General features: G+C 69.0%; 9 protein-coding genes. 5 read left to right on the top strand and 4 right to left on the bottom strand.

Annotation, left to right across the window (positions count from 1 at the left end):
* The first annotated feature begins 9 nt into the window (after positions 1-9).
* Positions 10-855: a type I methionyl aminopeptidase gene (map, locus tag ACRRRO_RS03920; protein WP_434081104.1), complete on the top strand. Its 846-nt coding sequence runs from the start codon at positions 10-12 to the stop codon at positions 853-855.
* Positions 856-1,493: 638 nt separating this feature from the next.
* On the opposite strand, the gene ACRRRO_RS03915 is transcribed toward map, so the two are convergent.
* Positions 1,494-1,703, bottom strand: a complete 210-nt coding sequence (locus tag ACRRRO_RS03915) for a hypothetical protein (RefSeq protein WP_434081103.1) — start codon at positions 1,701-1,703, stop codon at positions 1,494-1,496.
* 182 nt (positions 1,704-1,885) lie between these two features.
* Here ACRRRO_RS03915 and ACRRRO_RS03910 point away from each other — a divergent pair, with 182 nt between their 5' ends.
* From ACRRRO_RS03910 to ACRRRO_RS03895, 4 genes are all read left to right on the top strand, one after another.
* Complete coding sequence (locus ACRRRO_RS03910) at positions 1,886-2,923, top strand: sugar transferase (RefSeq protein WP_434081102.1); 1,038 nt, start codon at positions 1,886-1,888, stop codon at positions 2,921-2,923.
* Positions 2,924-3,378: 455 nt separating this feature from the next.
* Positions 3,379-4,548, top strand: a complete 1,170-nt coding sequence (locus ACRRRO_RS03905; protein ID WP_424796460.1) for a glycosyltransferase — start codon at positions 3,379-3,381, stop codon at positions 4,546-4,548.
* 11 nt (positions 4,549-4,559) lie between these two features.
* Positions 4,560-6,362 carry a hypothetical protein gene (locus ACRRRO_RS03900; RefSeq protein ID WP_424796459.1) on the top strand — a complete coding sequence of 601 codons (1,803 nt, stop codon included), beginning with the start codon at positions 4,560-4,562 and terminating at the stop codon, positions 6,360-6,362.
* The gene (locus tag ACRRRO_RS03895; RefSeq protein WP_424796458.1) at positions 6,359-7,546 is read left to right on the top strand and encodes a glycosyltransferase family 4 protein; all 1,188 of its coding nucleotides are present in this window, start codon (positions 6,359-6,361) and stop codon (positions 7,544-7,546) included. Before ACRRRO_RS03900 ends, ACRRRO_RS03895 begins: the two co-directional genes overlap by 4 nt.
* Here the strand turns inward: ACRRRO_RS03895 and ACRRRO_RS03890 are convergent.
* Genes ACRRRO_RS03890 through ACRRRO_RS03880 form a run of 3 tightly spaced genes read right to left on the bottom strand, consistent with a single transcriptional unit; the run spans position 7,506 to position 13,107 of the window.
* Positions 7,506-9,707: a glycosyltransferase family 4 protein gene (locus tag ACRRRO_RS03890; RefSeq protein WP_434081101.1), complete on the bottom strand. Its 2,202-nt coding sequence runs from the start codon at positions 9,705-9,707 to the stop codon at positions 7,506-7,508. The two genes, ACRRRO_RS03895 and ACRRRO_RS03890, sit on opposite strands and share 41 nt — an antisense overlap.
* Positions 9,704-11,011: an O-antigen ligase family protein gene (locus ACRRRO_RS03885; RefSeq protein ID WP_424796456.1), complete on the bottom strand. Its 1,308-nt coding sequence runs from the start codon at positions 11,009-11,011 to the stop codon at positions 9,704-9,706. Before ACRRRO_RS03885 ends, ACRRRO_RS03890 begins: the two co-directional genes overlap by 4 nt.
* Positions 11,012-11,037: 26 nt before the next feature.
* Positions 11,038-13,107 carry a glycosyltransferase gene (locus ACRRRO_RS03880; protein WP_434081100.1) on the bottom strand — a complete coding sequence of 690 codons (2,070 nt, stop codon included), beginning with the start codon at positions 13,105-13,107 and terminating at the stop codon, positions 11,038-11,040.
* Positions 13,108-13,234: the final 127 nt, after the last annotated feature.

Here is a 13,234-nt window from a genome sequence, read left to right as displayed (position 1 = left end):
GCCAGGGGGTTGTTCTCGAACATCGAGTACAAGACCACTGATCAGATCCGTCGGATGCGCAAGGCGGGCCTGGTGGTGGCCGAGATCCACGCGGCGATCCGCGCGGCGGCGGTGCCCGGAGTGCGCACCGCCGATTTGGACGCAGTCGCTGCCGGAGTGCTCGAGCGCGCCGGTGCCGTCTCGAACTTCCTCGGCTACCACGGCTACCCCGCGCATGTGTGCCTGTCGGTCAACGATGAGGTGGTGCACGGCATTCCCGGGCAGCGGGTCCTGGAAGCAGGCGACGTGCTCTCGGCCGACTGTGGTGCCGTGGTGGAGGGCTGGCACGGCGACGCCGCGTTCACCGTCGTGGTGGGAGCCGGCGACGACGACGACCCCGGAGATCCGGGTGACCACCTGCTGAGCGAGGTGACGCAATCGGCTATGTGGGCCGGGATCGCCGCGCTTGCCAAGGGGCAGCGCCTGGGCGTGGTCGGCGACGCGATCCAGGACGAGATCGAGCGCGTCGCGGCCCGGGAGGACACGACGCTGGGCATCGTGGCCGAGTACGTGGGCCACGGCATCGGGTCGGCGATGCACCAGCCTCCCGACGTGCTGAACATCCGCTCCGCCCACCGGGGACCCAAGGTCCGCGCCGGTCTGTGCGTGGCGATCGAACCGATGATCACCCGTGGCGGCGCCGAGACGAAGGTGCTGGCCGATGACTGGACCGTGGTCACCACCGACGGGTCCCGCGCCGCCCACTGGGAACACACCGTCGCGGTGCACGACGGCGGGATCTGGGTGCTGACCGCACCCGATGGCGGAGCAGCCGAACTGGCCGCCCGCGGCGTAGCCGCCGCGCCACTGGACTGACACTCATGCTGACCGCCCCCTCGCTGAGCGGGGCGGGTTGACCCACCCCGCCCACGTCGTCGGGCATGCCCCTGGTCGGGTTGGACGGGCCGGACTTCCCCCGTCCACGTCGTCGGGCATGCATTACGGGTGACCCGCGCGGGCTGAACGTACCCGAGCGACGTAATCGGACCCGCCCGTGCGACGTCCCCGCACCGGCCCGCGGCCGGGCGCCTCCGTCCCTGGCCCGCCACATCGAGGACGGCCGGTACCCGGCGCACTGACGGTGCGGGTGAGCCGGGGGTGAGGCGGGTTCACCCGCCGGTTGCGCGGAGATTCGCGCCGCCGTCGACCCGTGCTCGGGGCCCGTTGACGCTTCTGATCACCCCGAGTCCACAACCCGCTCGTCCTGCGGCGACGTCGGAGCCTCGCGCGGCTCACCCGGCGTCCGGCCGGAATCATCCGGTCCCGTCCTGGAACCCCGGTGCCGATGAGAGTTGACTCAACAGTGTTCGGGGGAGCGCCCACTCGGTATCGGATCCGGGGCAACTAGGGCCCTCCAGAGGGAATCGGAGGGATCGCGATGGTCGTGTCGACGCGCCGGTCCCCTTGCACCTCCGGCCTCCGGACCCCACCTGCCGGTATGAGTTCATGAGCGTCTACTCGGCGGTTCTGGATCGTTTCGACCTGGTCAACCGGCGCACCGGATGGCTGCGGGAGACGCTGCGGCCACACGCCTCGGTGCTCACCATCGGGATGGCCGCGGTGGACCTGATGGCCGTCTCGATCGCTGTCGCCGTCGTCACCGTGCTCACGTACTCCCCGTTGCACGCCCTGGCTGCCGGAACCTGCGCCGGCGCGGTGATCACCGTTGTGGTCGCACTGCGCGGAGGGTATCGGCGCCACCACTGGGGCCTGGCCCGCCAGGACCTGCGGGCACTGCTCAACGGGATCCTCGTGGCAGCGGCCGTCGCGATGGGGCTGGCCTACTTCGGTGTGGTGGAGATCCCGCAACCACTGCTCCTGTACTCAGTGAGCGTCAGGCGTCGCAATGGCGGCACTGATGCGCGGGGTGCACCAGTTGCTGATCCGACGCCTGCGCCGCGACGGCGATCTGGACCGCCGGGTGCTCATGATCGGGGCAACCGACTCCTTCGGTGGGCTCGCTGGTCTGATGCGCGAACACGGCGGGCAGGGCGTGACCATCCTGGGCCGGTGCCGGCCCGGGGGCGCACCGGGCCAGGACGACGACGTGCTCGGCGGCGTGACCGAGGCACCCGGACTGGTGCGGCAGCTCGGTGCGGACACGGTGCTGGTGGCCGCGGACGCCCTCACCGCGGAGGAACTGCGGCAGTTGAGCTGGCGGCTCGAACCGCTCGGTGTGAACCTTCTCATCGCGCCGGACGTCGCCGAGGTCGCCTCACACCGCACCGAACTGGTCTCGGTCAAGGGCACCCCGATGGTCCGGATCGCGCTCGGCCCCTCCCGGGTCACGATGCTGCTGAAGGCGGCGATAGACCGCTGCCTGGGCCTGATGCTGACCGTGCTGGCGATGGCCGTCCTGGTCCCGGCGATGCTGGCAGTCAAGGTGACCAGTCCCGGCGCGGTGTTCTTCCGTCAGACCCGGGTCGGTGAGGACGGAGTGCCCTTCACGATGCTGAAGTTGCGCACCATGTACCTCGACGCCGAAGAGCGTCTGGCCCAACTGGTCCAGCAGAGCGATGGCAACGGCGTGCTGTTCAAGATGCGCGAGGATCCCCGGGTCACACCCGTGGGCAGGATCCTGCGTCGCTTCTCCATCGATGAGTTGCCCCAGTTGTGGAACGTGGTGCGGGGTGACATGTCCCTGGTGGGGCCGCGTCCGCCGCTGCCGCGCGAGGTCGCCGAGTACGATGACCGCGCCTACCACCGGCTGCTGGCCAAGCCCGGGCTGACCGGACTGTGGCAGGTCTCGGGGCGCTCCGATCTTGATTGGGACGAGTCGGTCCGACTGGACCTTCGGTACGTGGACAACCGCAGTGTGCGGGCCGACCTGAAGATCCTCGCCCGCACCGCGGGCGCGGTGGTCGGGGGTCGAGGTGCGTACTGACATCACAAACTGCCGTGCGCTCGCGCCGGCTGGAGGAGGTGCGCCCTCGGACCCCCGACGGGGGCGTACCTCCGCTTGTCGGCACGAGCGGGCGGGTCAGACGAACAAACGTCAGTTCCGTCGCTTCCGCCCCGTTCGCGCCGGCTGGAGGGAGTGCGCTCCCGGACCCCCGTCGGGGGCGCACTTCCTCCTGCCGGCTCGAACGACGCCGAGCCACGTTCGCCCATTCCCCGCCAGACCAGCGCATGGCGCCAGGCGTACCGCGGCGACCATGCAGCTGAGGTAGTCGTCGTGTTCGGGGGCGATGACATGTGCGGCAACCACGTGCACCACGTGGCCATGCCACGGCAATCGCCCGCACGAGCGGGTGGACCCAGGGCGCTGCTGGTCGTTGCCTCGCTGCCATGTGCCGGGGCGTCACGGACGAGTTCGTCAACACTGAAGGGGTGTGCCCGATGAGTGTGCCGGTGGCCCTCGCCCATGATTACGCCACCCAGCGCGGCGGAGCCGAGCGGGTGGCATTGTGGCTCGCTCAGGCATTTCCGGATGCTCCGATGTACACCACGCTGTACGACCCAGAGGGGACCTTCCCGGAGTTCGGCGCGCTGGATTTGCGAACCACCGGATTGAACAGGATCGGAGTCCTTCGCCGGCACCACCGCCTGGCGTTGCCGCTGCTGGCGCCGGCTGTCTCCGCGCAACGCGTGCGGGCCGACGTCCTGCTGACCAGTTCCACCGGCTGGGCGCACGGCTACCGTGGTGCGGAGCGCACCGTCGTCTACTGCCACGCCCCCGCCCGTTGGCTCTATCAGCGCTCCCGCTACCTCAGCGGTCGGGACGGAGCAGGCCTGGCCAACCGCGCCCGCCGGGTCCTGGCGAGCGGAGCGCTGACCGCGCTTACGCCGGCACTGCGCGGGTGGGACCGCAGGGCCGCGGACCGGGCCGACGTGTATCTGGCGAACTCCACCGTCACCGCCCGAGCGATCCGCGAGGCCTACGGGATCGAAGCAGAGGTGCTGCCACCTCCACCGGCAATGCTGCCCGGCGGCGAGGTGCAGCCGGTGGCGGATCTGGACCCGGGCTTCCTGTTATGTGTCGCGCGTCTGCTGCCGTACAAGAACGTCGACGTCCTGGTCGAGGCGATGGGATTGCTCGATGGCCAGACTCTGGTCATCGTGGGTGACGGGCCGGACCGGATGCGACTGCAGAGTATGGCCGAGCAGGTCAACGCCTCCGGTGCGGGGCGTGTGGTGCTGCTTGGCCGGGTTGCGGACGCCGAACTGCGCTGGCTCTATCAGGGCGCCGGTGCGCTGGTTGCTTCCTCCTACGAGGACTACGGGCTGTCGCCCCTGGAAGCCGGGGCATTCGGCAAGCCCTCGGTAGTTCTGGGCGACGGTGGCTACCTGGACACCGTGATCGATGGCGTCACCGGAGTATTCTTCGCCGCTCCGGAAGCCGAAAAGATTGCAGTTGCTGTGGCTGATGTCACAGCCCAAACGTGGGATACTGAGGTGATCAGAGCGCATGTCGCGGGGTTCGGGCTCGACCGGTTCATCTCCCGGCTGCGCACCGTGACGCTGGAATGCGTTGACTCTTCGGGGGCGAAGCGGCCCCGGGCAGCCTGAGGAGGCCCCGGATGACACTACGCGAGTTCGGCCGGGTTATTCGGGCTGGGTGGTACCTGGTGCTACTCGCCATGGTCGTTGCCCTGACTGGCGCCTGGTTCTACCTTGACCGTCAGATGCCGATGTTCGAGTCCGTGACAAGGCTCGAGTTGCAGGAGGACCTGGCAACTGAACTGAGCGAGGGGACCTCGGCTGGTGCGGGCTCAGAAGGTGATGTCAGCGCCAGTTTCCGCTCGAGTTCTGTGGCCGAGGCGGCCGCGACACTGCTGGACAGTTCAGCACCGCCGACGTTGCTGGCCTCGATGGTCTCCGCGGAACAGTTCGGTCCCATGGTGGACGTCACGGCTGAGGGGTTCAGCCCGGAGCAGGCGATGGAAATAGCCGATGCGTTCGCCCAGGCCTATATCGACAATCTCGCCGGGTATCGGACTGCTGAGATCGAGTATGTCGAGGAACGGCAGGAGGCGCTCTCCGAGCAACTGACCGACGTGACCGACCGTCTCAACGTCAATGAGGACGATGCCCTGGCCCTGGCAGAGCAGAACCTGATCGTGGAGGAGTACACGGCCCTGTCGGTTCGATTGAACACCCTGCAGGCGACCCCGGAGTTGGCTGTCATCACCAGTCCGGCCGAGTCCGCCGCTCCTCAGGGCATGCCCGATGTCCAGGTGATCGCCCTGGCGGGGCTCGGCGGGCTGGTGGCGGGGGTGGGCTTGGCCTTCTTGCGTCGGAGTCTCGACCAACGCCTCCGTATCGATGGCGAGGTCGCCGAACTAGCGGGCGCACCGGTGCTGGCGCACATCTACGGTCTGCGTCAGGCGACCAGGGACTTCCGTGCCACCCGCATGCTCCCGGTGACACGGCATGTGGCCACCCCGTTCACCGAGTCGATCCGGGAACTGCGCACCGCCGTCGCGGTCACCATGCCATCGGAGCAGCATCAGGTTGTGGTGGTGACCGCGGTCGACGGCCACGGTTCGCGCTCGTTCGGCGCGGCGAACCTGGCGGCATCCTTCGCCCTGAGTGGCCGCAGCACGATTGCGCTGTCCGGCGACCTGCGCCAGCCTGACTTCGATCGACTCTTCCAATCGGTCGGCGCCAGCAGCGAATCGGACCCACAGCGTAGTGAGATCGCGAATCTCTCGGTGCGAACACTGCCGCTGCAGCGACTCGACCCGGCGGACTATCTGGCCACCGACGGGGTCCGGGCGATGATCGAGGAGTTGCGCAGCGCCTGTGAGGTGCTCGTGATCGATGCACCTCCGGTACTGGCGGCGGCCGATGCGACGATTCTGGGCCAGTACGCCAGCGGTGTGGTGCTGGTGGCAACGGCGGGGAAGACCGAACGGAATGCCCTGACAGAGGCGGTGGACCGGTTGCGAACGAATCAGGTTCCGTTAGTAGGCATCGCGCTGGTCGGCGTGGCCCGGGACCGCCGGATTCTGTATGCGTCCACCTACGGCAGCGATGAACTGACGGGACGTGGCGGGAAGTTGCGCCGATTGTTCTCTCGCCGCCGTCGCAGCGAGCACCCACAGGCGGGGACGGTTGGGACCACCGAAGCCGCCGTGCAGGTCGCCGGAACCGAGCGGACCACTGTGAAGACCGCTGGGGCCGATCAGGTCGCTGCGAAAGCGCAGGCGCCGGGGCCCGGCCCGGCCGGGTCGGCCCCCCCGGCCGCGACCGCAACGAGGCCCGAGAACCCCGCGACACCGAGTAGCCCGCCCTCGGCGGCCGACGTGACAGTGCCGTCGAAGGGCGTGTCGCGACGGGAGGTTCAAAGCGGGGTGGGTAGCCCGGCCGGGCGGTCATGAGCACGGGTGCCCCCGAGGCCCCCAGTGGAGGAGACCGGCCGCTGCGGGTGCTGGTCCTGGACCATACCGCCAGCCTCGGCGGGGCAGAGTTGGCGCTGGAACGCCTGTGCAAGGTACTGGACCGCAAGGTCGTCGATCCACGGGTTCTACTGTTCGAGGACGGCCCGCTTCAACAGCGCATTCGGCGCACCGGTATCCCGGTGGGGACCGAGCCGGTGCCACCCGCGCTCGGTCAACTCGACCGGGTCAGCACCGGGCGGTTCTCCCGGTGGCCGCGGACGGCGGTGCAGGCCGCCCGCTTCACCGTCCGGTTGACCAGGCGGGTGCGGCGGCTGCGACCGGACTTGATCTACACCACCTCGCTCAAGTCCGACCTGATCGGCATCGTGGTGGCCATGCTGACCCGGCGGCCGCTGGTGTGGCACGTGCATGACCGGATCAGCCCCGACTACCTACCGGTGGTGATGGTGCGGCTGGTCCGCCTGCTCTCCCGGGTGCCCGCCGCGGTGATCGTAAACTCCCGGGCTACGGCGCGGACCCTCCCAGGGGTGCCGGTGGTCCTCGCTTACCCCGGCTTCGAGGAGGCCCAAGTCCTGGCAGCACCGCACCGGAGGTCCGACGGCCGGGTGGTGGGGATGATCGGACGGATCAGTCCGACCAAGGGTCAAGCCGAGTTCGTGGCTGCCGGCCGCCTGGTGCTCGAGGAGTATCCCGATGTGCAACTCCGGATCGTCGGCGCGCCGATGTTCGGTGCGCAGCACTACGCCGAGCAGGTGCGCCGCCATGCCGAAGACTTGGGCGACCGGATCGCGTGGCTGGACTTCACCGATGACGTCGGCCCGCAGTTGGACGCACTGGACGCCTTCGTGCACGCCTCGCCGGTTCCTGAGCCCTTCGGGCAGGTGGTCGTCGAGGCGATGATCCGGGGCGTGCCGGTGGTGGCCACCCGTGCCGGCGGTGTGCCGGAGATCCTGCGGGACGACGGTCAGACGCTCGGCGTCCTGGTAGAACCGGGGGATGTGGCGGACCTGGCCCGGGGGATCAGCGAAGTGCTGGCCGATCCCGACGCTGCGGCGAGGAGGGCGGAGCAGGCATGGGCGTCGGCCCGGGAGCGGTTCTCGGTGGACCGGACGGCCGCCACGGTCACTGCGACGTGGCGCCGTGCCGCCGCAAACGTGCGATGACCTCACCCATGAGGATCGCCTGATCCCGCCAGGTCGGGACTCCGGCGGGCGGGTCCGCGGGCGGGTCCGCGGGCGGGTGCTGACGTCCCAGGAGACGGGCGACCGCCTGCGGGAAGTGGTGGGCGTCCACTGCGGTGATCAGAGGGTCCTCGCTGTCCCGGAACACCGCGACAGGTGTGGCCACGATCGGGCGACCGACAGCGCGGTACTCATAGAACTTGATCGGATCCAGGCTGTCGGTGAACTCGTTCACGAGGTGCGGAACCAAGAGCACGTCGGCGTGCTGCAGATAGGCCGGTACCGAGCGCCACGGTCGTCCGCCGAGGACGACGCCCCCGGCCTGCTCCAACCGGGATCGTTCGGCGGCGCTGATGTCCACTATCGGTCCAACCAGCACCAGCGTGGCTGATTTCCCGACCGCACGAGCCGTTCGCGTAGCCAGTGGTACATCGAAGCGGTCCGGGTGCACCGTGCCCAGGTAAAGGGCGACCGGTCCGGCCGGGAGGTCGTCTGGGCGCGGCTGGGGCCGGCGGTACCGGTCCAGATCCACAGCGTTGGTGATGAGCGTGACCGGTCGTTGCTCTCCCTTGGTCCGGGCCAGGTGCGCGGAGCATACGGTGACCTCCTCGCAACGAGCCAGCAGGATCTGCTCACTGGCGACGAGCCGCTCGTGCTCGGCGGCGTCCCGGTCGGCGGCCAGCCAGTCGTCGGTGATGTCGTACAGCGATGGCCAGGGCGTGCTCGTGATCATCGCGGAGGCAGCCGGGTCGTTGAGCCACAGCATCGGGCTGCGAAACCCTGCCCGGTGGCTGGCCCGCTGCACGGCTTTCGCGAGCCGCTGGTCAGCGTGCCGGTCAATTCTGCGCGGTAACACCTTCGTCGGTTGGAACAGCAGAACTCCGCCACCCCTCTGGTCGTCCGTGGCCCCCTGCAGCGGGCGCAACCCGGCTCCCCACCGGGGAAGTCGCCTCCGGGAGAGTTGGAACAACGGGTCGGCAGGCGGCTCCACGAAGAGCACGCGCAGGCCGGGGTCGGCACGCACCAGCTCGGCGAGCAGGTACTGGTTGCGGCGCCAGATCTCATCCCATGCCTCAAGTGAGATCACGACGAGTTCCGGGCTCGGTGAGGAACCGTGCAGGACCGACCGGTACACGTCCTCGGTGGCCCGGGACTGTGCTGCCGGGTTGAATCGCTCCCGTTGGGCCGAGCGGGCGGCGGCTGCGTATGCGTCCCGCCGCGCCGGGTCGGCCGCCAGCGCCGCCAAGGACTCACCCGCTGCGCGTGGATCCGTCGGTGGGTACAGGCCCAGCGGATCCAGGCCGGAGAGCAACTCACGATGCCCGCCGGATCCGGCCGCGACCACCGGCAGCCCGTGGACCATCGCCTCCAGCACGCTGAGGCCCAGACCTTCGATGGCGCAGGGGGCCAGCAACATGCCGGCGCTGGCCATCCGGCCGGGAACGTCGTCGAGGTGACCCAGGAACTGAACCTGCGAGGTCAGGCCGAGGTTGCTGACCATGTCCTCCAGCGCCGTCCGCTGGGAGCCGTCACCAGCGATCTGCAGTGACCACCCGGCCCGCGCAAGCCCGGAGGCAGCGAAGGCGCGTACTCCCAGATCGGTTCGTTTCTCGGCCTCCAGCCGCTGGGCGATGAGGACCACGGCTTCGCGGTCACGCGCGGGCCGAATCTCCGGTCCCGACGGGATGCCCGGATACACCACCACGCTGGCCCCGTCGACATGCTCGGCCACGTAGCCGCTGACCGATATCTGAGCACTCAGCCGCCGGCTGGCCAGGGCCGCCCGCAGTGCTTTCCCCACGCCGCTGCCCCGAGTCCTGGCGAAATGGCGCGTGGTCACCACGGGAGGGAAGTGGCGCCGGCCGACAGCGGCGAGAGTCACGGCGATCTCGGCGGCGGTCATGTGCACGTGCACGATGTCGGCACCGGGTGCTGCCCGACGTAACCGGCGCACCACCTCCAGGGTGGTCTCACCGGGCCAAAGCCGCACCGCGTGTCCGACCACCTCCGCACGCATGGACTGTTGCCGTCCTCCGATGATCGCCACATCGTGTCCGGCTCGGGCTTGAGCCCGGGCTAGTCCGGCGACGTGACGCTCCACCCCGGCGAACGCGCCGGACCGAATGGCGTGCAGCACCCTCACCGCGTCGCTGCTTTGCTCACCGCAGGTCCCTCATCAGTCGCCGGCCGGACACTCACGGGAGGCGGACGGCCGACCTCGGCTGCGCGGTCCTGCTGTGCTTGCGCGTAGGCATGCGCCCCCAGACAGACACCGACGATCAGGAACGGCACGGAGGCCTGGACGGAGACCCAGAACAGGTCGAACTGCCCCTGCACGAAGCGCATCAGCACCATCGTGAAGGCGAGGGTGCCGAAGCGGGGGTCGATACGCCAGAGCACGACCAGGCTGGCGCCGAACAGCACGAGGAAGCCGGCCAGGCCGATCACACCGGCGGAGGCGAGCATCTCGAGTTCGGCGTTCGGGGGCTGGAAACCGAACTCCGTCCGCCCCGCTGTCCAGTACCGCAGCCCCATCCCGACCCACGGGCTGCGCCGCCACACCTCGATCGCGTCGTCGTACCAGGCGAGCCGTTGGAACGCGGAGTTGAAGGGGTTGTCCTCGGTGAGTTGCTCGTGCGCCGCGCCCCCGACGTAGAAGATGGCCGGGATGATGGCCAGCAGGACCACCTTGGACCGTCTGCGCTCCGGGTCCGGCCGCAGGATGACAACGAGGATGGCCGCCGCGAGGCCGATGAGCGCCTGACGGGCCCCGGAGGCGAAGACCCCCAGCGCCAACAGCAGGAAGGTTCCCTGTGCGAGCCGGTGGGGCCAGTCCAGCCAGCGGGGATTGATATAGGTGACCAGAGCCGCGAACGCGAGGACCGTGCCGATGAAGTTCTTGTGCATGTCGAAGAGGTAGACACCGGCGTAGCCGGTCCCGAATTGTTGCCCCGCGGTGATGAGGGTCATGACCGCAATCGCGATGCACGGGAGTAGGAACAGCGTCAGCCCGAGGCGTGCGCGGCCGGCCCGCCCCACCGCCCATCCCACCACCAGGGCACCGCCGACCAAGAGCCATGCGTGGAACCACTCGACCGTGTTGGCCAGGAACGGGTTGGCGATGACCGTGAACAGGGTGGACACCTGGTAGATGCCCGAGATCCACAGCATCGAGCGCATCGGCCTGGAGAACGGCCGTGGCGCGAGGAACAGAGCGGCCCAGAAGGCTCCGAACAGCGCGAAGTCGGACACCGACAGGTCCACACCCCCGCCACCGACCCGCTGGATGATCACCGAGGCCGGCATCGCCAGGATCGGCAGGGTCGCCGGCTGACGTGCCGTCAGCCCGATCAGCAGGACCAGCGCCGCCATGCCGATCGCCATGAGTGAGTTTCCCGGCACCAGGAACCCGATCACCAGCAACAGGACAGCACCGACCCCGGTCATGACCAGCCAGCCAGTGGAACGAACGATCACAACGATGCCTCCGCCCGGACCGGGCCTGTCGCGTAGGTCCGCAGGCGCCATCGAGCACGCTGCGCCGCAGCGCCGCGCAGGAGGATCGAACGCGCGAGGGCACCAGCGAGCACCCCCGCTCGGGCGACCTGCCAGTTCCACCCCCCGAAGTGCTTGCGCAGGTAGCGCTCCTGGGAGGCGTGGAAGTGGATGTCGCGACGATGCGGGTCGCTGCTCGTGCCGCCCCCCAGGTGCAGTGCCGTGGCCGCGGGTACCAGCGCGTGCCGCCAGCCCAGCCGATGAGCTCGGAAGGCCCAGTCGGTCTCCTCGGCGTACAGGAAGAAGTGCTCGTCGAAGCGCCCGACCTGGGCGATCGCGGCGGCCTTCAACATCAGCACCGAGCCGATGACGAACGACCTGCTGGGCCTGACCCGACGCAGCCGCGCGAGCCCGATTGTCTGGATCCACACCCCGGCCGGGGAGGGGAAAGGCCAGGTCACTGTGGCCGCTACGCCGTCATCATCGACCTGGCTCGGCCCGGTACTGGCTAGTTCCGGGTCGGCGTGCAGCGCCTGCTGCAGGAGGGTGACGTCATCGGGGGAGATGATGGCGTCGGGGTTGAGGAGCAGCACGTCCCGCTCCGGGTGGTCCCGCCGGTCCAGGGCGTAGTTCACCCCGGCGGCGAACCCACCGTTGCGGCCGGGATCCAGGTACCGCGCCCCGGAGTCGATGGCGATGCTGCGGATTTCCGGCATCGAGGAGTTGTCCACCACGGTCAGCGGAAAGTGTCCCACCAGCGGGGCCAGCGCGGAGCGCACCATGTCCGGAGCGCCGTAGGCCACCAGCACCACCTCCGGGCGGAGCGCTTCACCGCTCCGTTCCCTCGCGGATGCAGCGGATGCTGAGGTTGGGCGCTGCGGGCCCGTGATGCAGTGCTCGTACAACTCGCGATACCTGCGCGCCACCTCCGGCCAGGCACACTCGCGGGCGCGCGCGGAGCCCGCGGCTCGCAGCTGTTCGGCCAGGCCCGGTGCGTCCGCCACCGTGACCAGGGCATCTGCCAACGCGCGCGAATCACCAGGAGGGACGAGCAACCCGGCGTCTCCTACGACGTCGGGCAAGGCTCCGGTGTCGCTCGCCACAACAGGGATGCCGCACGCCATCGCCTCGACGGCCACCCGTCCGAACTGCTCGACCCAGCCCGGGGTAGGCAGGGACGGGACCGCGAGCATGTCCAGGGAACGGTAGAAGGAGGGCAGTTCCTCCCCGCTCAGTGCGCCGAGAAACCTCACCCGGTCTCCGAGGCCCGCAGTTCGGGTGCGCAACTGGTGCTCCAGCGGCCCGGCCCCGGCGATGCGCAGGTGGAGGCGCTCGTCGTCCAGGGCGGCGCGCAGCAGCACATCGACACCCTTGTGTTCGGCCAGCCGGCCGGCGTAACCCACCACGACTTCACCGCCCGCTGTGGCCTCACCATCGGGGGGGCGAGCCTCCTGTTCCTCGGGCGGGGGAGCCTCCCGGTCCTCGGGTGATGGACCCGGAGCAAAGATCTCCGGGTCCACTCCGAGCGGAATGACTTCGATCCGCCCCACCATGCCTTTTGACCGAAGGATCCTTCCCGCCTCTCGATTACAGACCGAGAGAGCCGAGGCGTGGCGTAGAGCGCGTCCTTCGAACGTCCGAAAGGGCCAGGGGTAGCGTTTCTCGATGTTCTGCGCCGAGTACAACATGTACGGCGATGGCGGGTTCATCCGGGAACGAGGCAGGATTCGCTGCAACGTACGCATGAACAAGATCTGCGCGGTGGCCAGTGCATAAGGTTCTTCGTGAATATCCAGCAGATCCCAGCCCTCGCCGAGAGTGCGCCACAACCGGCGGAACTCATACACGAACAAGGCCGGGTGAGAACCGAACGTGGCCAACCCCCGGACCTTCTCGCCAGGCTTGGGCTGCAGCCGTACCTGAGTCCCTCCCTCGTTCCACTCTCGGGCAGAAACCAGCCGCACATCGACCCCTTGGGAGAGCAGCACCCGTTCCCGTTCTCGCCATGCATCCACGACCGCACTGTGCGAGATGCGAAGCACCTTCATAATGCTGATTCTCCCGCACGTTGGCGGGGTTTGTCTCGCATGTGGCGGGCTTATCGAGCCCCTTCTCAGAATCTCCCCAGGACCAGAACACGACAGCCTTGAATAGGAGTATCTTCGACTCCAGGGG

This window comes from Sanguibacter sp. Z1732, assembly GCF_051020515.1.
GTDB lineage: Bacteria > Actinomycetota > Actinomycetes > Actinomycetales > Beutenbergiaceae > CALKWS01.
This window is presented reverse-complemented; position numbering and strand designations above follow the sequence as displayed.